This is a genomic window from Neptuniibacter sp. QD29_5, from assembly GCF_047778125.1.
Lineage (GTDB): Bacteria > Pseudomonadota > Gammaproteobacteria > Pseudomonadales > Balneatricaceae > Neptuniibacter.
Map to the genome: position 1 here is coordinate 3,379,941 of NZ_CP180556.1, position 21,464 is coordinate 3,401,404.

Sequence of the window (21,464 nt, forward strand, 5' to 3'; positions counted from 1 at the left end):
AGGACGGCGAATTCTACAGATATCTAAAAAAGGGTCAACAGCTAATCTATAAAAAAGTAGAAAAAAGTGAATAAATATTCAATATTGTTCATTAGTCATACAACATTGACTGTCAACTGCTCTACGGGCATAAAAAACGGTGTTTATCTTTCAATAAACACCGTTTATAGAATCATCTATTAGCTTTCAAAGACTACTTACCATTCTCTTCTTGCTCGTCTTCAGCAGCAGCAAACTCATCAGCAAGCTCTTCATCATCTGTATTCTTTCTTACAAAGATAACACCTAAGATAATACCTGCTTCAAATAACAACCACATTGGAAGCGCTAGCAAGCTTTGTGAAATCACATCTGGTGGCGTTAACAACATCCCTAAGACGAAGCAGCCAACAATCACATAAGCACGCTTCTGTCTTAGACCATAAACAGTCGCAGCTCCCGACCAGATCAATAACAGAGTAGCGATTGGGATTTCAAAAACGATACCAAATGCAAAGAACAGCTTTAGTACGAAGTTCAGGTAACTGCTGATATCCGTCATCACCGCAACATTTTCTGGCCCAACACTGGTAAAGAAGCCAAAAATAAGCGGAAACACTACAAAGTAGGCAAATGCTATACCGGCATAAAACAGAAAGATGCTCGATATTAATAACGGTATCGCAAAGCGTTTTTCGTGCTTATATAAGCCTGGCGCTATAAAACCCCATATCTGATGCAAGACAAACGGCATCGCTAGAAAGATTGCAGCAACAAGCGTTAGCTTAAAGGGCGCAAAGAATGGAGAGGTAACATCAGTCGCGATCATACTTGTGCCTGTTGGCAGCAACGCAGTCAATGGCGATGATAGATAGGTATACAGATCATTGGCGAAGTAAAATAAGCCAAGAAAGAAACCTAAAATAATAAGTAGGATAAACATTAGCCTCTGGCGCAATTCAACCAGATGGCTAATTAGTGGCTGTTCCTGATCGTGTTCAGGCTGTTGATTGCTCATGCTTTTCCTGTACTGCTATTGTCATCAGCCTTAGTAGGCTCATTCGCAGATTGAGGCTTTTCTTCTGTTGCTTCTGGCGGAACAATCTTAGAGCTAACTGGAACTTCTTCTTTTAATGCATCATTAAATGGCTGACGCATCTCATTAAGTTCTTTTTCTAACTCGTGTTTCTGAATAGCCGTCGTACGTTTTAACTCTTCTACTCTTAGCTCTTCGCTAATTTCTGTCTGTATCGAAGAGACGGTGCGTTTGATACGCCCCATCCACATTCCGACAGTTCTTACAGCAGTTGGCAATTTATCTGGCCCAAGAACGACCAGCGCAACCACTGCAACAATGAGTAGCTCGGCAAAACCGATATCAAACATAGTTAAAGCCTGTTACTTGTCAGACTTCTGCTCAGCTTTTACGTCGTCAGCTTTTTTAGCCTCTGTAAAATCAGCATCTTCCTGTTTGATCTGTTTGTTTTCAGCTTCTTCTTTGGCCTTTTCTTCTTCTGTCATGGCTTTTTTGAAGCCCTTAACAGCACCACCTAGATCGCTGCCGATATTTTTGAATTTTTTAGTACCGAAAATCAGAATAATAATGGCCAAAATAATCAATAGCTGCCAAATACTGATACCACCTAAACCCATTTTTACTCTCCGCTATCACATAGCAGCTCTTTTAACTGCCATCATAGAAATCTGTTGGAATGATCCACGTTACACGTTTTTATTAACGCCTTAGGATCTGTATTTATTTTTTAGTGCGTGACGCTTTTTCTTCCAAGCCCGACAAATCAAATCTGCGAGCTAATTCATCTAAGACTGCCTGTGGTTCTTCACCGAGGTGCGATAATGCAACCAAACTGTGGAACCAAAGATCGGCTGTTTCATAAATGACATCTTTATTGTTACCGCTGATCTGTGCGTCTTTAGCTGCCAGAATAGTTTCTGTTGCTTCTTCGCCGACCTTTTCTAAGATCTTATTCAAGCCCTTAGCATGTAAGCTAGAAACATATGAACTGTCTGGGGCTGCTGATTTACGCTGTTCCAGAACTTCACCCAGTTGAGTTAATACGTCACTCATTTATTCACTCACTTTCAATTAAGACTAACTTACGTGCGGAAGCATACCCGATCAATATTGCTTCCACCATCCCCTCCTAAAGGAGGATCATGAACGTTTCAACAATAGTACTACACCCAGCCCCGCTAAAATCCAACTACTAGGAGGCATGCCACATAACCATTCCATCACATCTGGATTAGCAACAGCTATAGCTCCTGCAATCAGAAGCAGACCCAGATTGCGCCTTCTCGATGCTTTACTTTCTAGTGCTTCCTTCGCTTGCTGATAAGCTCTTATATCACGCTGGCGTGCACTATCTAAATTCCTAATCTGGCTCAGCGAATCAAAAATCAGCTGTGGCATATGTGGCATTTTCTCTAGCCAATCAGGCGCTTGCTGTTTAATAGAACGATAAACACCTTTTGGCCCCATGCGCTCTTTCATCCAGTTTTCTAGAAACGGTTTACCCGTTTCCCATAGATCAAGATCAGGATAAAGCTGTCGACCTAAGCCTTCTATATTTAGTAGCGTTTTCTGAAGTAATACAAGCTGAGGCTGCACTTCCATATTGAAACGACGTGCCGTTTGAAACAGACCTAAAAGTACCTGTCCGAAGGAGATATCTTTTAAAGGCTTTTCAAAGATCGGCTCACACACACTGCGGATAGCCGTTTCAAATGCATCGACATTAGTGTCCGCAGGAACCCAACCAGAATCAACGTGTAGTTGCGCCACCATACGGTAGTCACGCTTAAAGAAAGCAAGGAAGTTACGTGCTAAATAGCTTTGATCCCCTGGGGTAAGCGAACCAATAATTCCAAAGTCCACCGCGATGTATTGCGGTGAACTTGGATTATTACGAGAAACAAAAATATTACCTGGGTGCATGTCCGCATGGAAAAAGCTGTCCCGAAAGACCTGAGTAAAGAATATCTCTACACCACGTTCAGCCAGCGCTTTCATATCGGTATTCTGTTCATTTAACTGATCAACTTCAGCCACAGGAATACCGTGAATGCGCTCCATCACCAATACATTTGAGCGTGTGTAATCCCAGTAAATTTCAGGAATATAAAGAATATCGCTGTTTTCAAAGTTACGTCTTAGCTGTGAGCCATTTGCCGCTTCTTTGCGAAGATCTAACTCATCGAAGATAGTTTGCTCATACTCAGCTACCACTTCTACAGGACGCAGGCGACGTCCTTCTTCCCAAACCACATGAACAAGACGAGCCAAGCTGAAGAGAAGATCTACGTCTTTACGAATTGTTTTACCAATTCCCGGACGGATAACTTTGACTACAACTTCACTACCATCAAGCATGGTTGCTTTGTGGACCTGAGCAACCGATGCGGACGCCATTGGCTCTACTTCGAACTCAGCAAATAGCTCTGAAACAGGCTTTTCTAAGGCTTTTTCAATCAACCCTTGTGCTTGCGGGCCAGAGAATGGAGGCACACGATCTTGTAGTTTTTTTAGTTCTTCTGCCAGATCATCAGGCAATAGATCACGGCGCGTTGATAGCATTTGACCAAATTTAACAAAAACAGGCCCCAAAGCCTCTAGCGCTAATCGAACGCGTACCGCTTGCGGTTGTTTTGCAGGAATAAATAAACGCCAAGGCAATAACCAAAATAGGCATCGCATATACCAAGGAAGGGCTAAACCCAAAAACAGAGTATCCAATCGATACCGAGCAAAAACCTGAACAATCTTCAGAATTCGCGATAGACGTTTCACAGCAGGGAAACCTTGTTGCTAAATATTAATAGGTAAGTAGTGGCTTTACTTAGTTCTAACCAAGTTACGTCCATCTTCTTTTGCTTGATACAATGCTTCATCAGCACGGGCAAAGATATCATCAAGGGAATCACCCTCTTTGATTTCTGTTACACCGAACGACATTGTAATCCCCACGGGCTTTCCATGGAAATTAAATGGGCTACTAGCTAAAGATTCCCGCAATTTTTCCATTGCCTGCGAAGCTTCTTCTGCACCAGTAGAAGGAAGGATAATAATAAACTCTTCACCGCCATAACGACCAACAAAGTCCGTTACACGGATGTTCTTAGTGATAACTTTAGCCACCAAACGCAGCACTTTATCACCGGCCAAATGACCATAGGTGTCATTGATTTTCTTAAAGAAATCTAGATCTCCGACAACTACAGAGAAAGTCGTGCGATATCGAGACCAACGCTCATATTCCTGGTCAATATTCTCATCGTAAGCGGCACGGTTTGGCAAGCCAGTAAGAGGGTCTGTACGTGCACGAAGGCGTTCCTCTTCCATGTGAGCTTTAACCTTACGTGTTTCCTGCTCCATCAATTCAACTTTATCGATCAGGTCTTCATAACGACCTTGTAAGCGCTGCTCACGCTCTTCCTCTTTCTTTTTAAAGCTATCCATAGCGCGAACAAGACCCGAAAGCTGCAGTGAAACCGCTTTCTTCAGATCTGTAATATCGTTGGTATTTTTAACTGTGTGATGCAGCTTTTTAACGTCACGTCGAACTTGAATATCCAGATCACGCTGGTTCTGACCAATTTCTTGCTGCTCTTGGCGACTATCAACCACAAAGGTTTGGACTTCAGTTAAACGCGTACTAAGTTCCAATAGATAATTTTCGAAGTCTTCACTGGTATTGCTGGTTGATTTGATAACCAGCTGCACTACTTGATGAACGATCTCAGGTAGATGAGGTAATTCAAAACCCTCTTCGATACGTTTTACCAGCTGACGTGCATTTGGGTTTTCCTCTTTAGGCACATATAAGCCGCTGATAAGTTCTAATAGTTCAGCACCAATACGTTTTAAGAGTAATTTAACTTCATCACCCAGCGCATCTGTTGAAGCTGTAGTATCTAAAGAGAAGTCGCTATCGCTGATCTCTGCACTATCTTCTGTACCTGTTTCAATATGGCTTTGCAGCTCAATCAGGTCCCCTAGAACAGCAGGTAAATCGTAACCTTTCTCTTCAACCTCGTTACTCCGACGTTCAAGGGAATCCAGTAAATTTTGTGATCCGCTATTTTGCACTTGAGTGCGCAGCATACGAATCCATTTTAAAAGCGCTGCAACGGTTTGCTTTGCAGTTTTGCCGCGAAGATCTTCTCGATGTTGGACTTGCTTTTCAATGCGACGACTGATTTTTTTCAAAAAGCCGAGATGTTCCCCACACTCTTCTTGGAGTAATGGTTTTAATGCTGTTAGTTCAGCATCAAATTGAGGATTATCACCTTCCAAGCCGACAGAAAGATAACCGGCTAAATGGCGCAACTGCTGTTCAACATCAGCCGTTTTACGCTCATATTTCTCAAAATCCTGAGAAAGCTCCCGGTATTTTTTCTTCCAATCTACCTGTTCTTCTGCCACACCACTTCCTCGGAGTACACAACATCAACATCAGTCAGACTTCATGTTAGTCGAACTCTGTTCTTCGCACTAGGTCTGATATCAATCAGATATAAAAAAACGCCCTCTAGGGGGCGTTTTTGATTGTATTTTTTATTTACTTGGCAGCCAAGCGTTCTTTCTCAACAAGGAAGTCAACGACTTCAAGCATCTTCTTATGGCCTCCAGCCATACCTGCAGTCACATGATACTTACCATTCACAACCATCGCAGGCACACCTTTAATACCGTATTTAGATAGCTGCTGGCGACCCTGACGGATCTTAGTTTCAACCGCAAATGAGTTGAACAAGCTTTGGAACTTACCTGTATCAACACCTAGATTGCCGTAGTAATCTGCAAAATCTTCTTTACCTCTAAAACGACGACGCTCAACGTGAATCGCATGGAAAGTCGCTTCATGAGTTTTATCCAACGTTTTCATAAATTCAGACGCATAGAAAGCACGCGCCATAAGTTCCCAGCTCGGATTCCAAGCGACGGGCGTACGTACAAAGTTTACATCTTCGTTTTTATTCTTTTCCCAGTGTTTAATCAGTGGCTCAAAGTTATTACAGTGCGGACACGGGTATCCGAACATTTCAATCACTTCAATTTTGCTTTTATCAGCCCTTAAACCCACTTCAGGAACTTTTACGTAATGCACGCCTTCTTTAAACGTTTCCGCCTGCGCCATAAACGGCAGAAGTAACGCCACTAACATAAACCCAAACTTTTTCATTATTCTTTGCTCCGAAAACAATAGGACCGAGTATAGACAATAAAATAAAACCTAAGTTCCTACCACGTACAAAAAAGGCAGCCTAAGCTGCCTTATTTGAATCTAAGCTGAACTTATTTGCCCAGACCTTGAATGTAGCTAGAAACCGCTTTGATTTCGTCATCGCTTAGCTTAGCCGCAATATCCTGCATCATCTGCTGTGGATCATTGTTACGCGCGCCTTTAGCAAAATCTTTTAGCTGCTTTTCAGTGTATGCAGCGTGCTGGCCACCGATACTTGGGAAGCCTGCTTGGCTGTTACCCTCACCTGTTGGTGCGTGACAAGCTGTACAAGCAGCAACGCCTTTATCTGCGATACCTGCACGGTAGATTTTCTGACCCTGTTCAACAAGATCTTTAGCAGCGTGGCCTACAGTACCGGTCTGCTTAGCAAAGTAAGCAGAGATATCAGCAATGTCTTGGTCGCTGTAAGAGTTTAGAAGACCAGTCATTTCTACAACTGTACGCTTACCAGATTTGATATCTTGTAGCTGTTTGATCAGATATTTTTCGTTCTGACCTGCTAGCTTAGGGAAGTTTGCGATTGCACTGTTACCGTCAGCACCGTGACAAGCAGCACACATTGCAGTCATTCCTTTACCTTTAGCAGCATCACCCGCTGCGTGAGCTACACCAGTGATACCAACGGTCACCAGCAAGCTAATCAGTAGTTTATTCATCGATGAACCCAGACTCTTGCTATTAAAATTAGACGGCCATAGGCGTAATGATGAATCATTAAGCGTTGACCGATGTTATCCTCACTTCCCTGCAGACTAGAGCTTAGGCCTGTTCGCAGGTAAAATTGGCGCAATTATAAACCAATATCCACACAAACTGGAACGGCAATCTCTGTTCCTTTAGTAGCGATTTCTTAAAAAGCGACTTAAAAATATGTCTTCAGATCAAAAAACCGTTCACTACAACACCGCGAAATTCAATAAAAGTGCGGCAAAATTACACCAGTGTCCGGCGGATATAGGCGCAGAAGTCGCTTTCGCAGGCCGCTCTAATGCAGGTAAATCCAGTGCGATTAACACTCTGACCAATAACAACAAGTTGGCACGTACTTCGAAAACACCTGGCCGTACCCAATTGATTAACTTCTTCGATCTCAATATTGAAGGTGTTCGTATTGTCGATCTACCGGGTTACGGCTACGCCAAAGTACCTGTCGCGATGAAACAGCATTGGCAGCAGCACTTGGAAGAGTACCTACAAAAGCGTCAATGCCTACAAGGCGTTGTGCTTGTAATGGATATTCGTCATCCAATGAAAGAGTTCGATCAGATGATGGTGGATTGGTGTCTAAGTACTGAGATGCCACTACATGTACTTCTCACCAAATCCGATAAACTGAAAAAAGGCCCAGCTCAGTCGACTATGTTGAAGATTCGCAAGGAACTAACTGCAGTTCTAGGCGATTTGGTGACTGTGCAAACCTTTTCTGCATTGAAAAAACAGAATGTGGATCAGCTACGACAGCGTTTAGATCTATGGTTACTGCCTGAAGATGATTTCGAAGAGGAATTTGAAGGCGAATAACAAAAGAAAGCCCTGGGAAACTTAGGAAGGGGAACTGTCAATTTCTCAGGGCTTTAACGCATGCTTGTTGTAAAGAGCCACAGCCATGGCACGATGAATGTGTAAGTGACTCTTAAGGCTGTTGACTCTCTATATTTTAAAAAGTTCCCTTTTGTTCAAAAAAAACTCAAAAATATTTTATGAACTTAGTGAGCCTGCTCCCAGTTCTCACCGACACCCGCTTCAACTAGCAACGGTACATCTAAATCGGCCGCACCTGCCATCTGATCTTTCACTTCGGCAACAAAGGCATCTACCTGATCTTCACGTACTTCAAAGACCAATTCATCGTGTACCTGCATAATCATGCGAACATCAAAATCGGACTCGGCTAACCAAGCATCTACCGTCACCATCGCGCGTTTAATGATATCTGCGGCAGTACCCTGCATTGGCGCATTGATCGCGGTACGTTCAGCAGCCTGACGGCGCATCGCGTTTTTCGCTTTAATCTCTGGCAAGTACAAACGGCGACCAAACAGAGTTTCAACGTAACCCTGCTCCTGCGCTTTGGTGCGGATATCATCCATATAGTGCTGCACACCCGGATAGGTCTCGAAATAATGTTCGATATACTGCGCCGCATCCTTACGGGCGATACCTAATTGCTTCGCTAGACCAAACGCAGACATACCGTAGATCAAACCGAAGTTGATCGCTTTAGCACTGCGGCGCTGATCATCAGAGACCTGATCGAGTTCTACTTTGAAAACTTCTGCCGCTGTCGCACGGTGAATATCTGCGCCTTTAGAGAAAGCATCCAATAAACCTTGATCTTGAGACAGATGCGCCATGATACGCAGTTCAATCTGCGAGTAATCGGCAGCTACAACCTTGTAGCCTTCTGGAGCGATGAAGGCGTGACGAATACGGCGGCCTTCCTGAGTACGTACCGGAATGTTCTGCAGGTTTGGATCTGTCGAAGATAGACGCCCTGTCGCTGTCACCGCTTGATGGTAAGAGGTATGAATGCGTCCAGTGCTTGGACTGATCATTAGCGGAAGCTTATCGGTGTAAGTCGATTTAAGCTTGCTCAAGCTACGGTGTTCAAGAATCAACTTAGGCAGAGGATATTCTAGTGCTAACTCCTGAAGCACTTCCTCTGCAGTCGATGGTGCACCTTTTGGTGTCTTCTTAATCACAGGGATATTTAGCTCTTCAAACAGAATCTGCTGCAACTGCTTTGGTGACGCCAGATTAAACTCTTTACCGGCAATATCGTAAGCTTCACGCTCTAGCTCCACCATACGTGCAGCCAGTTCGATACTTTGCTCACCGAGCATCGAAGCATCAACCAAAGCACCGTTACGCTCGATACGTGACAGTACTGGAATCAGCGGTTTTTCGATCTCATTGAAGACTTTGCTTAGCGTTTCATCTTGGCTTAGCTGGCTATCGATCGCTTGATGTAGACGCAGGGTGATATCCGCATCTTCCGCAGCATAAGGCGCTGCTTGCTCTAACTCGATCTGGTTGAACGTCAGCTGTTTTTTACCTTTACCGGCGATCTCTTCGAACTTAACCGTTTTCACACCCAGATAACGATCAGCCAAGCTGTCCATATCGTGACGCGTTGCCGTGGAGTTCAACACGTAGGATTCCAGCATGGTATCGAACGCCACACCTTTTAGGTCGATATCGTAACGAGCCAACACGTTCATATCGTATTTAATATGCTGACCAATCTTTTTGTGATCTTCACTTTCTAACAGTGGTTTTAGCTTAGTCAGAAGAACATCACGGCTGATTTGCTCTGGCGCCCCCATGTAATCATGCGCAACCGGTACATAAGCAGCTTTGCCCGGCTCTACCGCAAAGGAAACACCCACCAGCTCAGCTTCCATATAGTTGAGACTGGTCGTTTCTGTATCGAAGGCAAAAAGTTCGGCTGTGGATAACTTTTCAATCCAGCTATCTAGATCGGATTCGGTAAGCACTGTTGTGTATTCAACATCTTTAGGTGCTTCTGGAGTAGATGGCTCCGATGGATCAGCAGCGATTGCAGCACCACTCTCACCAGATTCCAGCTCACGCACCCAAGTCTTGAATTCAAACTCTTTGTATAACTCGATTAACTGCTCTTTGTTTGGCTCGGGCTTTACGATCTCTGCGACTTTTTCATGCAGCTCAACGTCGGTTTTGATCGTCGCCAGAAGATAAGATAGATCCGCTTCTTCGCGGTTATCTTCTAGTTTCTTTGCCATAGTTTTCGAACCGCGGAAACCAAGATCAGCAATTTTATCTAGGTTTTCGTATAGATCTTTAATACCGCCGATACCTTGCAGCAAAGCCAATGCCGTTTTTTCACCCACGCCCGGAACGCCTGGGATGTTATCGACTTTATCGCCCATCAATGCCAAGTAATCGATGATCAGCTCTGGCGGAATACCAAACTTCTCTTTTACACCTTCAATATCCATGATGGTGTCAGTCATCGTGTTGATCAGCGTTACGTGTTGATCCACCAGCTGCGCCATATCCTTATCGCCTGTGGAGATCAGGGTATCGATCCCTTGAGCGCTGGCTTCGCGCGCCATAGTGCCGATCACATCATCTGCCTCTACCCCCGGTTCTACGATAAGCGGCATACCCAAAGCTTTAACGATGTTGTGGATCGGCTCTACCTGACTGCGAAGATCATCCGGCATCGGTGGGCGCTGAGCTTTGTAATCGCTGTAGATCTCATCACGGAATGTTTTACCTTTAGCATCAAAGATCACCGCAATAGGGCTTTCTGGATACTGTTTGATCAAGCTTTTCAGCATTGAAGTAACAACTCGGATCGCCCCTGTTGGGATTCCCGCAGAATTTCGCAGGTCAGCCTGTTGTGAAGCAAAAAAAGCACGGTATAAATAAGAGGAACCGTCGACTAAAATTAAAGGAGAGGAGTTGGCTTGCTGCTGTTCGCTCATCAGGAAATCCGGGTTGGTTATTCTTCAAAAACCCGATCATAGTCGATATGCTCATTTGCCAAAAGAAATCTTGCCATGAAAGAGGAAAGAATAATGAAAAAGCTACTTTTAGCAGCACTACTTACAGTGACACCTGTAGCTTATGCCGAAGTTCCACCGCTGGTTGATGAAGACGAACCACAAATCACAATTTTCCATGAACAAGACAAAACCTATTACGAGTATCGCGTAAATGGTCAGCTTCAGGAGATTAAGGTCGTGCCTAAAAACGGCAAAGAATACTATCTGGTTCCGGCACCAGGTGACGGCGCATTTATTCGTCATGAAGAGTCACAAATGCTGATCCCTAAATGGGTGCTTTTCCGCTGGTAAGTCAGCTGGAACAAACGAATTCAATTTTACGAAGTGAGTAAAGCGCTTGGCTGTATATACACAACTTAATGACACTGACCTAACCACATTCCTTAAAGATTACGATCTGGGAGAGCTGGTCAGTTACAAAGGTATTGATGGTGGTATCGAAAATACCAACTACTTTGTCACCCTCGTAAATGATGAGGTTGAGACGGAGTATGTACTCACTTTATTTGAAGAGCTTAGCTACGAAGAGTTACCTTACTTTGTCGAACTATGCCAATGGCTATCACAGCGGAATATTGCTGTACCTTTTGCCATTCAGGATCAAAACGGTATTGGGCTTAAACAGCTGAAAAGGAAACCTGCTGCTCTACAACCTCGTTTCTTTGGTGAGCATGTGGGCCAGCAAGAACTCACGCCTGAGCATTGTGCTGCCATCGGCAAAGTCTTAGGTGAATTCCACGTTGCAACAGAAGACTTCTATCTTGAGCGCCAAGCACACCGCGGTGTATTTTGGTGGCGCAGAGAGAGCGAGCTCATTCGCAGTAAGTTGCCTGAAGATGATCAGGCCATGCTACAGGAAGAAGTGGCTCATTTTGATCACCTTCGCGAGCAGCCGGGCGATATCAAAGCGGGCACGATTCATGGTGATCTATTCCACGATAATGTCCTGTTCCAAGGGACTGAGGTCAGTGCCGTTTTAGATCTTTATAACGCCGCAACCGCCTATCTGCTGTTTGATCTGGCGATCGTGGCTAATGATTGGTGCTGCCGACCTGATGGCTCGATTGATATCGAAAGAGAGCAAGCGCTGCTAAAAGCCTACGCAAAAGCCCGCCCTTTCACTCAGGATGAATACAAAGCTTGGCCAGTGCTGACGTGTACTGCCGCGATGCGATTCTGGCTATCACGTTTAATCCCGTGGTTGGATGAAAACAGCGAGCAGAAGCTGAAAGATCCAGAAGAGCTAAAACAGATCCTGATCTATCGCCGTAACAATCCTAGTCAGCTACCTTAATCGCTGATTCCCGATACGAAGACCCAAGACATAGGGTCTTCGTAAATCAACACTGCCCTCTTTTGCTAACACCCGCTATAATCAGTCACTGATTATTTATACAGTGAACAGAAAGCCGCTATGGACGTAACTCACATTATCGATTCTCTGAATGATGCCCAACGCAATGCTGTAACCGCTCCGGTACAAAACTTACTGGTTTTAGCCGGCGCAGGCTCTGGTAAAACCCGCGTTTTGGTACACCGAATTGCTTGGTTGATTCAGACAGAGGGAATGTCGCCCTACTCTATTATGGCGGTTACGTTCACCAATAAAGCGGCAAAAGAGATGCGTGGCCGTATTGAGGAGCTGTTAGGCATCAACCCTCAAGGCATGTGGGTCGGCACCTTCCATGGTTTGGCCCACCGCATACTGCGTGCTCACTGGCAGGATGCTGGCTTACCTGAAAACTTCCAGATTATGGACAGCGATGATCAGCTGCGTCTGATTAAACGTTTAGCCAAAGAGATGAATTTAGATGATAAGCGCTGGCCTGCTCGCCAATTCCAGTGGTACATCAACGATAAGAAAGATAATGGCCTACGCGCTAAACATATCGAACCACGCCATGATCTGAATGATCGTCAGATGCTGGCAGTGTACGAAGCTTACGAGCAAGCCTGCGAACGTGGCGGCATGATCGACTTTGGCGAGCTTTTACTACGCTCCCTTGAACTGTTCCGCGATAAGAACCCAGCTCTACTGGAGCACTATCAAGAGCGTTTCCGCTACATTCTGGTGGACGAGTTCCAAGATACCAACACTATTCAGTACGGCTGGCTGCAGCTGCTATGTGGTGGCCAGAAAAAACTAATGGCGGTGGGCGATGATGACCAGTCTATCTACGGCTGGCGTGGCGCGAAGATCGAAAATATCCAGAACCTACCGGTTCACTTCCCAGGTACAGAAACGATCAAACTAGAGCAAAACTACCGCTCTACTGAGACGATTCTGCGCGCTGCCAACGAAGTCATCCGCAACAACCAAGGCCGTTTAGGTAAAGAGCTACATACTGAATCGGGCGAAGGTGAGCCGATCTCACTATATGCTGCGTTTAATGAACAAGATGAAGCGCGTTTTATCGTCGATCAAATCGGTAAATGGGTACAAGAAGGCAACCTCCGTAAAGAATGTGCGATTCTGTACCGCTCCAACGCCCAGTCCCGAGTGCTCGAGGAAGCCTTGATTCGCAGCGGTGTGCCTTACCGTATTTACGGTGGCCAACGCTTCTATGAGCGCCTTGAGATCAAAAATGCGCTTTCCTATATGCGCCTGCTGAGCAACCGCGACGATGACACCTCGATGGAGCGTGTAATCAATGTACCAACACGCGGTATAGGCACACGTACCATCGAAATTATCCGTGAGCATGCCCGCAGCCAAGTAATCTCTATGTGGCGCGCGTCCAACGAAATTGTAGAACTGAAAAAGCTACCAGCGCGTGCGTCTAATGCCCTGCAGGCTTTCTTAGATCTGATTAATCAGATGGCTCAAGATACCGAAGACACCCTGCTACACGAACAGACTGAACATGTTATCCAACACTCAGGTCTGATCGAACATCACAAAAAAGAGAAAGGCGAGAAAGCTCAATCCCGTATCGAAAACTTGGAAGAGCTGGTCACTGCAGCTAAGCAGTTCAACAGCCAGTGGGATGAATTTCTGGATGAGGAGTTTAACTCCCCGCTTGCGGCATTCTTAGACCAAGCTGCGCTGGACGCTGGTGATGCGCAAGCGGATGATTATCAAGACAGCGTGCAGCTAATGACCCTTCACTCCGCAAAAGGTCTGGAATTCCCTCAGGTGTTCCTAGCCGGTGTTGAAGAAGGTTTGTTCCCGCATAAAATGTCCGTAGAAGAGCCGGGCCGTTTAGAGGAGGAGCGTCGCCTCTGCTATGTAGGTATCACCCGTGCAATGCAGAAGCTGTTTATCACTTACGCTGAATCCCGTCGTTTGCATGGACAAGATAACTACAACCGACCTTCCCGCTTCATTGGTGAAATTCCAAACGACTTGATGGAAGAGGTTCGCCTTAACGCTAGCGTTAGCCGCCCCATGACCAGCCGCCATAACGATAACCAAGGCAGCAGCTTATTTGGTAGTAGCTCTCTTAGCAGCAGCGATGTACCAGAAACCAACCTTGCCCTGGGTCAACGTGTTATGCACAGCAAATTTGGTGATGGCACTGTGCTTAACTTTGAAGGTTCGGGGCCTAAGGCCAGAGTACAGGTTAATTTCGATTACGAAGGTAGTAAGTGGCTGGTGGTTGGCTTTGCCAATCTAACGCCGTTATAAGCATCAATGATTTCCAAGCCTATTTCCTAGGCAAAGAAGGCCAATTCCCAAAAGTCACCTTATACTTAAACCGTTCAGATTTTTAAGGTGACGGAGGGGATATGTATAAACTCTGGAGTGTCTTCGCTGCCCTAATCATATCTTGCACCTTTGCTAAAGCAGCTGAAGAAATCACGGTGCCTATCTATGATCAGGATCGTTCACCCTTATCAATCATCAAGAATGGCCAAGCCCACGGAATATATCCTGACCTATTCAGAGAAATACTAATAGGGGCAGGTCTCAAACCTCAGCTATTACCAGTACCTCCTATGCGACGCCGCATAGGTTTTGAAAATCAACTCTATCATTTAGCTTGCTGTGCAAACCCCGCTTGGCGTGCACGCCCCAGAGAGCAAGAGGTCCAAGTTTTTAGTAAACAATTTTACTGGACCAAAGACATGTTTATTTTTCCTAAAGGCAAGTCCTTTGAGATAAACAAGCTTTCGCAGCTATCCGATAAACTTATCGCCACTGTCCGGGGCTTCGATTATCGAGGATCTGAACATTTTGGAGAAAAGGTCAACTTTCAGAATGAAGCAACCTTGATGCGCGCCTTGGCTTTAGGCCGAGCTGACGTTGGCATAGTTAACGAGGATATTTTAAATGCCTCAGCGCAAAAAAAATACTTAGAAGCAGGCCCTATACATGATGAAGCGAGTTTACACATCCGAATACATCGTGCTCGTATAGACTTGGTAGAACCAATAAACAAATCGATTGATAATCTGATTAGTAGTGGCCGACGCGATCAGATCGTAAAGAAATACTTAAACCAACATAACGCTATTAGTTCCGCAGTTCCGAACGCTGCTCCCTGAATAATTGCGGCGTAACGCCCACAATGCGGCGAAAGAATTTTACAAAGTTAGTAGCTTCACTAAAGCCTAACCAGTAACCAACCTCTGCAACAGAAGCTGAGCTATGCGCCAACATACGTTTGGCTTCCAATGCGACTCGGCGATCAATCACAACCTTAGCGCTGTTCCCTTCAACCTGAATGCAAGCGCGGCTCAACGTACTCTGAGCGTAACCGAGCTTTTCAGCGTAGTAACGCAGGCTATGCTCAGTCCGGTACTCTTGCTCCAATAGATCGATAAACCACTGGTAGGTTTTACGGGAACGACTTGTCACCTTATCCGCAACTCGAACTTTTTTCTGCCAGCGCGCTACCCTCAACAATAGATTCAACAGTTCATTCCGCAGTAAGGAGATATCTAATTCTGAACCATCGAAGTCTTCAAAATCACGCTTTAAGCGTGAAATCGATTGCAGAATATCCTGCTGTAAAAGTTCAGTCAGGAGCGTGCTATTTTGCCAATCTTGCAGAGCGAGCAGATCCACACCTTTAGATTTCACCAATTCATCATTCGGTAATGCAGTAGGATCAATCAGCACAACTTCCGCCTGCACGTTACGGTAATCCTTCCACTCTTGTACCTGCCCCGGTCGTACAAACAACAAATTTCCCGGCCTGAGGTCGTAATCGATAAAATCGACGCAATGCAGACCCTGCCCTTTACTCACGAATATCAGCATATAAAACTCTAGCCGTTCGGGTACGGCCGGCAGTTTCTGATAAAGATCGGCTAATGAGATCGGCTCAATCCCTATTGCCGCTAGGCGTTTGTTCTCAAAAAAGGTGTGTTTAATCTTTTGCATCTAAACCAGCCTTTAACATCCTTCATCCATCGGATTTAAGTGGAGGGGCCTAGCTTAGCAATTCCCATGCAACAAAAGTATTGGTCACTTTTTCACCATGTAGTATTCAGCTAATACCTATCCCAAACCAAGCCCTGTTAACTTGATAAGTATTGAGCAGCCATTCAAATAAAAAAGCCCAAACAAGGGAGCCCAATACAATGCAAAGCAAAAAGATTCTGATGATTACCGGTGATTTCACCGAAGATTATGAAACGATGGTGCCGTTCCAAACCCTATTAACGGTTGGCCATCATGTAGACGCAGTATGCCCAGAGAAAGTAAGCGGCGATACGGTTGCTACAGCGATTCACGACTTCGAAGGTGACCAAACCTACACCGAAAAACGCGGTCACAACTTCACCCTAAACGCGACGTTCGCAGATATTAAGGTTGAAGATTATGACGCACTGGTAATCCCAGGTGGTCGAGCACCAGAATATCTACGTTTAAACCAAGAAGTGATCGAGATGGTTCGCCACTTCTTCAAAGAAAACAAACCCGTCGCTGCAATCTGCCACGGTGCACAATTGCTATCTGCCGCAGGCGTTCTAGAAGGTAAATCTTGCTCTGCCTACCCTGCGTGTGCGCCAGAGATCAATCAATCTGGTGGTACTTACACTGATATTCCACTGGATGCAGCTGTAACTGATGGCAATCTAGTCACTGCCCCTGCATGGCCAGCACACCCTGCTTGGTTAGCACAGTTTATGGTTTTGCTAACTATGTAATAGAATTAGCGCAAGCTGCTTTCTCCCCAAACCTGAACCCGAAAGCAGCTTGTCGCTACCTATACAGTCAAATCAGCGGAGAGAGCTATGTGCAAACTGTTTATTAATGCCGAACCAGAACTTTGGAAAAGCAGCACCCGCTCAATCCGTATTGACGGTATGGTTACCAGCGTACGTCTGGAAAACTATTTTTGGACAACCCTGACAGCGATCGCAGAACGGGATGATCTAAATATCCCGCAGATGCTAACTCGCCTTTATCACGAATCGATCGATGCGGGTCACGACTTAGGTAACTTCACTTCATTCTTAAGAGTTTGCTGTATGCGTTACCTCGCGTTGCAACTGTCTGGCGATATCCCAACGAATGAAACGGTGGCGATCAGCTCTTTGGATGCTGATGCGATTTTAAGTAACGAAATCGAAAAGCGTCACTAAACCTCTATGACTGTCGGATTCGGCGCTCAAGGGTTTGAGATCGCGATCTACATTGCCAATCGACCACCGATCGAGCCTTACCCTACTCTCGATCACCTTCGCCCACTCGGTTCGGGTGAGATCAAGCATATTGCGGATCAAACCGGTAATCATTGGCGCAAGATTTTTAATGTCAGCGCTAAGTTTCTGTTTGAGCTACAAAACAACGAACAGTTTAAGACTTGGCAGGCGCTGCGCGATCAGTCGCTCTATCAGGCAGAAAGCCCTATGGCATTACTGTTTTCAAAGCCAGATTTAGCAGAGCCAAACCGTATTCATATCATTGCTGGTAAAACCTACGCCCAAGAGCTCGGGCTAGAAAACTTGCTCTGGTTAGATCCTTACTTTGCGATAGATAAAGACAGTAAAGTGATCGTCTGCCCTTATTTAGATTATCGTCAGTTGAGTAACGCAAGAATCAGTCAGTTAGTTAGACTGGTAAAAAACCTAAGTACTTAAAACGATTAACGCCCTGAATAATCAGGGCTTATTATCTCGCAGAACTAAGATAATATTTAATTCAGAGTCGGATTCTGAATCTTTTTCCAGTTCATATTAAATGTTTGCTGATTAGCACCCGCAGCGGTTGGGTTACCCTCAGTCATGCGATTGATTTCAGCCGCTTGTTGAAGCGATGGTGGTAAAATCACAGTATCGATCACATGGATAATACCGTTGCTAGCACCCACATCTGCCGCAACTACAGTCGCCTGATTGATCATCACATTACCACCAGCTAAGCTAATCGCGATATTTTCACCTTGTAGAGAAGGTGCTGCACTTAAACCCATCGCAGTTTTTGCATCCACTTTTCCGGCAACTACATGATAAGTCAGTACCGCTTGAAGGTCTTTTTTATTCTCAGGCTTTAACAGGTCAGCCAACGTTTCTTCTGGTAGTTTGGCGAACGCTTCATTGGTTGGCGCAAACACAGTATATGGGCCATCACCTTGCAAGGCACCGACTAAGTTAGCAGCTTTTAGCGCCGTCACTAAGGTAGAGAAACTCTCATTACCCGCAGCGACATCGACAATATCTTTCTTCATTTCGTAGGAACCTGCAGTCGCCATTAATGGTACAGCTAGTAGAAAGCAGGCCAGTGTTTTTATAATTTTCATTGTTATTCTCCTCGCGTTTATTCCTTAAGCAGGCCCTCTAATGCCTCAATGAGATTTTGCTTAAGTGCATCGTAACCAGTGTTACGGAGGTTTTTGAAAGGCAGATCAAAAAATGTACAGCAAAATTTTCTTTTTCTGTTTTTATGCCTGTGAATAGAATATTCTTATTTTTAATAGCTCCACTTAACTCCCTGATATTGCGATAAATTTAAAAAGGTTTTTATGCTTCATCGCATCTGGCTAAGTTTTTTTCTAATCGCTTTTAGCGCGGCCCTCTATCAATGGCTTTGGCTAGATGATTCCGCAGTATTTCAACGTTTGGTGCAGTCCACCTTTGATATGTCGAAGCTATCGGTGGAGTTATCCATAGGTTTGATAGGTACCCTCGCCTTTTGGCTAGGTATCATGAAACTGGCGGAAAGTTCTGGCCTTGTGGATAAGTTTGCACGAGGGATAAGTCCACTTTTCTGCCGCTTGATGCCGGAAGTGCCAAAAGGTCACCCCGCCATGGGCTCTATGACCATGAACCTCTCGGCCAATGTTCTAGGTTTAGATAACGCCGCCACGCCTTTAGGTTTGAAGGCGATGCGTGATCTACAGAGCTTAAACCCACATAAAGATACAGCGACTAATGCCCAGATTTTGTTTCTGGTACTAAACACCTCCTCGGTCACGCTATTCCCGATCACAGTATTTCTCTATCGAGCGCAACAAGGAGCAAGTGACCCTACGTCGGTCTTTATCCCTATTCTAATTGCGACCTGCTGCTCGACACTTGCTGGCTTATTGGCGGTGAGTTTTGTGCAGAAGATCCGTTTATGGGAAAGAGTTACTCTGCTCTATATCGGCGGATTTGTTGCCCTTTTACTCGCTTTTATCGGCTATTTCACAACACTAACGATCGACGAGCTGCAACGGCAATCATCGCTAGTGGGTAACTTAATGATCTTCTCAGCGATTATTGGCTTTCTCTGTATCGCACACTTTAAAGGGGTAAATATCTACGAAACCTTTATTGATGGCGCCAAAGAGGGATTTGAAGTCGCGATTAAAATTATCCCTTATCTGCTCGCCATGCTGGTGGCGATTGGCGTACTCAGAGAAAGTGGCGCATTAGAAGGTTTGATCTGGTTACTGCGTGAAGGCTTTGCCAGCTTTGGTGCCGATACTCGCTTTGTTGATGCACTGCCCACCGCAATTATGAAGCCATTTTCCGGCTCTGGTGCCCGTGCAATGATGCTGGAAACCATGAATACCCATGGTGTGGATTCTTTCGCGGCTTACTTAGCCTCGGTTGTCCAAGGCTCAACTGAAACCACCTTCTATGTACTGGCCGTGTATTTTGGTGCAGTAGGAATTCGCCATACCCGTCATGCCATCGCTTGTGGTCTTACTGCAGATTTAGCCGGGATTATTGCCGCAATTACCGTGGGTTACTGGTTCTTTGGTTAATACTTCCAGTACAGCAGAAAACTAGAGTTGGGACACTTATCGACTCTATACCTCGGGCATAAATACCCGTCATGCCATCGCTTGTGGCCTTACTGCAGATCTAGCCGGGATTATTGCCGCAATTACTGTGGGTTACTGGTTCTTCGGCTAATAAACCAACTTACAAAGAAGCACCATCAATCAGTTCATATGGTAGTGCCAACACATCCACACCATCGACACAGCCTAGATGCACTCGGTAATGACCAGGTTTACGCAAGGCTTGATGGAAAGTGTAGATACCGCATTGCTTACAAAAATGATGTTTGGCGATATGAGTAGCGAACTCATAAGTTGCCAAGAAATCATCCGATACCTGAATATCGATATCGCTAGGGTCGACTACAAAGTTACCCATCATTGCGCCTTTCTTCTCGCAGATCGAGCAGTTACAACGCACACCTTCGACAATCTCTGGGGCATGAAAACTGAATCTAACGTTGCCGCAATGACAACTGCCTTGATACACCGGCATAGCACTCGCCTCCACTTGGTTTAAGCAAAGGTCGGAAACAATGCTAGCTCTCGTCTATTAAAAGACTACCATCCGTTTCTGTCTAACCTATGCCGTTATAAATAACATCATGGCTCATGGCATCAATATCAAAGGCTTGCAAGGTTGCCGGTGCAGAAGTACCTGCATACCCGACCGCTTCGGCAGCAACCGTTTCACCAAACACTAAAGATAAAACGGTAAAGCCAAAGGCCTGCTTTTCTGAGGTCGACAGTTGCGGCCAAGCGCTGTGATAAGCCTGCCAAATGGCTGGCGCCTGACTTAAACCTTGCTGGGTACCCAAGGAAAACTCCGCGAAGTGTCGAGCAATATAGCGCTCGACCGCCTGTATAGAATCTTCATCCAGTAAGTTGGGTAGGTGCAGTTCTGCTAAGCAGAATTTTAACGCCGACTCATACGCGTCAAAGCAAGATCGGCGAAAGACCAAGTCATTTGCCTGTACAATCACACTGTCAGTTTCAGATAGTCGTTCGTATATAGGTAACGGATCTGCGTGAGCCATATATAACATCCTTGTTTTATGGTTGACCTTTGGGGTAACTATAGTCGCTTAAATGGCAACCGCCAGGTCTCGGATATGTCCATGGCCATCAATGGCAACTTGCACACATTCAGTTTCCGTCACTTTTCGTAGTTCGCTGCCATCAGGACAACAACCCCATGCTTCTACATGGATCCGTAATGAACTGCGGCCACTTTCAATTAATTGAGTGTAGAAGGACATAATAGTGCCCTCTAGCACAGGTGATAAAAATTCCATCTGGCCAACCGATACTGTAGAGACGCGGCCCTTAGATAATTTAGCCGCATAAATTTCGGCAGCCTGTACAATTTTAGCGGATACCCAACCACCATAAACATCGCCAAACATGTTGGTAGCATCGCTTGAAGCCGGCAATAGCAAGCTTAATTCGCCTGCAGGCTGGTGGCTATTTTCCTCGATATGCTCCATGGGATTACCCCT

23 protein-coding genes are annotated in these 21,464 nt (G+C 45.3%); 9 read left to right on the forward strand and 14 right to left on the reverse strand.

The annotated features are described in order from the left end of the window. Positions 1 to 193: 193 nt before the first annotated feature. From tatC to ACMXYR_RS16230, 8 genes are all read right to left on the reverse strand, one after another. Entirely contained in the window at positions 194 to 997 is an 804-nt protein-coding gene (gene tatC / locus ACMXYR_RS16195) for a twin-arginine translocase subunit TatC (protein ID WP_415902349.1), read from the reverse strand. After that, on the reverse strand, positions 994 to 1,365 hold the full coding sequence (tatB, locus tag ACMXYR_RS16200) for a Sec-independent protein translocase protein TatB (protein WP_415882861.1): 372 nt from the start codon (positions 1,363 to 1,365) through the stop codon (positions 994 to 996). The genes tatC and tatB overlap by 4 nt, the downstream gene beginning before the upstream one ends. Before the next feature lie 12 nt (positions 1,366 to 1,377). After that, positions 1,378 to 1,632, reverse strand: coding sequence for a Sec-independent protein translocase subunit TatA (tatA, locus tag ACMXYR_RS16205; protein WP_415882862.1), 255 nt, complete (start codon positions 1,630 to 1,632; stop codon positions 1,378 to 1,380). A gap of 103 nt (positions 1,633 to 1,735) precedes the next feature. Then, entirely contained in the window at positions 1,736 to 2,068 is a 333-nt protein-coding gene (locus ACMXYR_RS16210; RefSeq protein WP_415902350.1) for a phosphoribosyl-ATP diphosphatase, read from the reverse strand. 87 nt (positions 2,069 to 2,155) lie between these two features. Then, the gene (gene ubiB / locus ACMXYR_RS16215) at positions 2,156 to 3,790 is read right to left on the reverse strand and encodes a ubiquinone biosynthesis regulatory protein kinase UbiB (protein ID WP_415902351.1); all 1,635 of its coding nucleotides are present in this window, start codon (positions 3,788 to 3,790) and stop codon (positions 2,156 to 2,158) included. A 45-nt stretch (positions 3,791 to 3,835) separates the two neighbouring features. Next, positions 3,836 to 5,425: a GGDEF domain-containing protein gene (locus tag ACMXYR_RS16220; protein WP_415902352.1), complete on the reverse strand. Its 1,590-nt coding sequence runs from the start codon at positions 5,423 to 5,425 to the stop codon at positions 3,836 to 3,838. Between the two features lie 136 nt (positions 5,426 to 5,561). After that, positions 5,562 to 6,185, reverse strand: coding sequence for a thiol:disulfide interchange protein DsbA/DsbL (locus ACMXYR_RS16225; RefSeq protein WP_415902353.1), 624 nt, complete (start codon positions 6,183 to 6,185; stop codon positions 5,562 to 5,564). A gap of 113 nt (positions 6,186 to 6,298) precedes the next feature. Then, positions 6,299 to 6,904, reverse strand: coding sequence for a c-type cytochrome (locus ACMXYR_RS16230; RefSeq protein WP_415902354.1), 606 nt, complete (start codon positions 6,902 to 6,904; stop codon positions 6,299 to 6,301). 214 nt (positions 6,905 to 7,118) lie between these two features. Between ACMXYR_RS16230 and yihA the strand changes: the two genes are divergently transcribed. Beyond that, positions 7,119 to 7,769 carry a ribosome biogenesis GTP-binding protein YihA/YsxC gene (gene yihA, locus ACMXYR_RS16235; RefSeq protein WP_415889656.1) on the forward strand — a complete coding sequence of 217 codons (651 nt, stop codon included), beginning with the start codon at positions 7,119 to 7,121 and terminating at the stop codon, positions 7,767 to 7,769. A gap of 185 nt (positions 7,770 to 7,954) precedes the next feature. On the opposite strand, the gene polA is transcribed toward yihA, so the two are convergent. Next, positions 7,955 to 10,720, reverse strand: coding sequence for a DNA polymerase I (gene polA, locus ACMXYR_RS16240; RefSeq protein ID WP_415902355.1), 2,766 nt, complete (start codon positions 10,718 to 10,720; stop codon positions 7,955 to 7,957). Between the two features lie 93 nt (positions 10,721 to 10,813). Between polA and ACMXYR_RS16245 the strand changes: the two genes are divergently transcribed. The 4 genes from ACMXYR_RS16245 (at position 10,814) to ACMXYR_RS16260 (ending at position 15,289) form a co-directional block, all read left to right on the forward strand. Continuing rightward, a complete protein-coding gene (locus tag ACMXYR_RS16245) occupies positions 10,814 to 11,092 on the forward strand; it encodes a DUF2782 domain-containing protein (protein WP_415902356.1) in 279 nt (92 codons plus the stop codon). Positions 11,093 to 11,138: 46 nt separating this feature from the next. Continuing rightward, entirely contained in the window at positions 11,139 to 12,095 is a 957-nt protein-coding gene (locus tag ACMXYR_RS16250; RefSeq protein WP_415902357.1) for a homoserine kinase, read from the forward strand. A gap of 120 nt (positions 12,096 to 12,215) precedes the next feature. Continuing rightward, a complete protein-coding gene (uvrD, locus tag ACMXYR_RS16255) occupies positions 12,216 to 14,429 on the forward strand; it encodes a DNA helicase II (RefSeq protein WP_415902358.1) in 2,214 nt (737 codons plus the stop codon). A 101-nt stretch (positions 14,430 to 14,530) separates the two neighbouring features. Beyond that, a complete protein-coding gene (locus ACMXYR_RS16260) occupies positions 14,531 to 15,289 on the forward strand; it encodes a substrate-binding periplasmic protein (protein ID WP_415902359.1) in 759 nt (252 codons plus the stop codon). Here the strand turns inward: ACMXYR_RS16260 and ACMXYR_RS16265 are convergent. After that, complete coding sequence (locus tag ACMXYR_RS16265) at positions 15,258 to 16,130, reverse strand: AraC family transcriptional regulator (RefSeq protein ID WP_415902360.1); 873 nt, start codon at positions 16,128 to 16,130, stop codon at positions 15,258 to 15,260. The genes ACMXYR_RS16260 and ACMXYR_RS16265 overlap by 32 nt on opposite strands. Before the next feature lie 200 nt (positions 16,131 to 16,330). Here ACMXYR_RS16265 and ACMXYR_RS16270 point away from each other — a divergent pair, with 200 nt between their 5' ends. The 3 genes from ACMXYR_RS16270 to ACMXYR_RS16280 all read left to right on the forward strand — a co-directional run bounded on the left by ACMXYR_RS16270 (position 16,331) and on the right by ACMXYR_RS16280 (position 17,836). Beyond that, positions 16,331 to 16,900, forward strand: a complete 570-nt coding sequence (locus ACMXYR_RS16270) for a DJ-1/PfpI family protein (RefSeq protein ID WP_415902361.1) — start codon at positions 16,331 to 16,333, stop codon at positions 16,898 to 16,900. Positions 16,901 to 16,987: 87 nt separating this feature from the next. Beyond that, complete coding sequence (locus ACMXYR_RS16275) at positions 16,988 to 17,338, forward strand: ribbon-helix-helix domain-containing protein (RefSeq protein WP_415882879.1); 351 nt, start codon at positions 16,988 to 16,990, stop codon at positions 17,336 to 17,338. A gap of 6 nt (positions 17,339 to 17,344) precedes the next feature. Further along, complete coding sequence (locus tag ACMXYR_RS16280) at positions 17,345 to 17,836, forward strand: DUF6942 family protein (protein WP_415902362.1); 492 nt, start codon at positions 17,345 to 17,347, stop codon at positions 17,834 to 17,836. Positions 17,837 to 17,892: 56 nt separating this feature from the next. Here ACMXYR_RS16280 and ACMXYR_RS16285 read toward each other — a convergent pair whose 3' ends face one another. Beyond that, a complete protein-coding gene (locus ACMXYR_RS16285; RefSeq protein WP_415902363.1) occupies positions 17,893 to 18,495 on the reverse strand; it encodes a fasciclin domain-containing protein in 603 nt (200 codons plus the stop codon). A gap of 222 nt (positions 18,496 to 18,717) precedes the next feature. Here ACMXYR_RS16285 and ACMXYR_RS16290 point away from each other — a divergent pair, with 222 nt between their 5' ends. Beyond that, on the forward strand, positions 18,718 to 19,947 hold the full coding sequence (locus tag ACMXYR_RS16290; RefSeq protein ID WP_415902364.1) for a nucleoside recognition domain-containing protein: 1,230 nt from the start codon (positions 18,718 to 18,720) through the stop codon (positions 19,945 to 19,947). Positions 19,948 to 20,107: 160 nt separating this feature from the next. Here the strand turns inward: ACMXYR_RS16290 and ACMXYR_RS16295 are convergent, their stop codons facing one another. The 3 genes from ACMXYR_RS16295 to ACMXYR_RS16305 form a co-directional block, all read right to left on the reverse strand. After that, complete coding sequence (locus ACMXYR_RS16295; protein ID WP_415902365.1) at positions 20,108 to 20,461, reverse strand: GFA family protein; 354 nt, start codon at positions 20,459 to 20,461, stop codon at positions 20,108 to 20,110. A gap of 82 nt (positions 20,462 to 20,543) precedes the next feature. Further along, positions 20,544 to 21,002, reverse strand: coding sequence for a hypothetical protein (locus tag ACMXYR_RS16300; RefSeq protein ID WP_415902366.1), 459 nt, complete (start codon positions 21,000 to 21,002; stop codon positions 20,544 to 20,546). Positions 21,003 to 21,050: 48 nt separating this feature from the next. After that, the gene (locus ACMXYR_RS16305) at positions 21,051 to 21,452 is read right to left on the reverse strand and encodes an acyl-CoA thioesterase (RefSeq protein ID WP_415902367.1); all 402 of its coding nucleotides are present in this window, start codon (positions 21,450 to 21,452) and stop codon (positions 21,051 to 21,053) included. Positions 21,453 to 21,464: the final 12 nt, after the last annotated feature.

Bases quoted from the DNA above. Each gene is read 5' to 3' on its own strand.
- tatC (WP_415902349.1), bottom strand. From the start codon at position 997: ATGAGCAATCAACAGCCTGAACACGATCAGGAACAGCCACTAATTAGC.
- tatB (WP_415882861.1), bottom strand. From the start codon at position 1,365: ATGTTTGATATCGGTTTTGCCGAGCTACTCATTGTTGCAGTGGTTGCG.
- tatA (WP_415882862.1), bottom strand. From the start codon at position 1,632: ATGGGTTTAGGTGGTATCAGTATTTGGCAGCTATTGATTATTTTGGCC.
- ACMXYR_RS16210 (WP_415902350.1), bottom strand. From the start codon at position 2,068: ATGAGTGACGTATTAACTCAACTGGGTGAAGTTCTGGAACAGCGTAAA.
- ACMXYR_RS16225 (WP_415902353.1), bottom strand. From the start codon at position 6,185: ATGAAAAAGTTTGGGTTTATGTTAGTGGCGTTACTTCTGCCGTTTATG.
- ACMXYR_RS16230 (WP_415902354.1), bottom strand. From the start codon at position 6,904: ATGAATAAACTACTGATTAGCTTGCTGGTGACCGTTGGTATCACTGGT.
- yihA (WP_415889656.1), top strand. From the start codon at position 7,119: ATGTCTTCAGATCAAAAAACCGTTCACTACAACACCGCGAAATTCAAT.
- polA (WP_415902355.1), bottom strand. From the start codon at position 10,720: ATGAGCGAACAGCAGCAAGCCAACTCCTCTCCTTTAATTTTAGTCGAC.
- ACMXYR_RS16245 (WP_415902356.1), top strand. From the start codon at position 10,814: ATGAAAAAGCTACTTTTAGCAGCACTACTTACAGTGACACCTGTAGCT.
- uvrD (WP_415902358.1), top strand. From the start codon at position 12,216: ATGGACGTAACTCACATTATCGATTCTCTGAATGATGCCCAACGCAAT.
- ACMXYR_RS16260 (WP_415902359.1), top strand. From the start codon at position 14,531: ATGTATAAACTCTGGAGTGTCTTCGCTGCCCTAATCATATCTTGCACC.
- ACMXYR_RS16265 (WP_415902360.1), bottom strand. From the start codon at position 16,130: ATGCAAAAGATTAAACACACCTTTTTTGAGAACAAACGCCTAGCGGCA.
- ACMXYR_RS16270 (WP_415902361.1), top strand. From the start codon at position 16,331: ATGCAAAGCAAAAAGATTCTGATGATTACCGGTGATTTCACCGAAGAT.
- ACMXYR_RS16275 (WP_415882879.1), top strand. From the start codon at position 16,988: ATGTGCAAACTGTTTATTAATGCCGAACCAGAACTTTGGAAAAGCAGC.
- ACMXYR_RS16280 (WP_415902362.1), top strand. From the start codon at position 17,345: ATGACTGTCGGATTCGGCGCTCAAGGGTTTGAGATCGCGATCTACATT.
- ACMXYR_RS16285 (WP_415902363.1), bottom strand. From the start codon at position 18,495: ATGAAAATTATAAAAACACTGGCCTGCTTTCTACTAGCTGTACCATTA.
- ACMXYR_RS16290 (WP_415902364.1), top strand. From the start codon at position 18,718: ATGCTTCATCGCATCTGGCTAAGTTTTTTTCTAATCGCTTTTAGCGCG.
- ACMXYR_RS16295 (WP_415902365.1), bottom strand. From the start codon at position 20,461: ATGCCGGTGTATCAAGGCAGTTGTCATTGCGGCAACGTTAGATTCAGT.
- ACMXYR_RS16300 (WP_415902366.1), bottom strand. From the start codon at position 21,002: ATGGCTCACGCAGATCCGTTACCTATATACGAACGACTATCTGAAACT.
- ACMXYR_RS16305 (WP_415902367.1), bottom strand. From the start codon at position 21,452: ATGGAGCATATCGAGGAAAATAGCCACCAGCCTGCAGGCGAATTAAGC.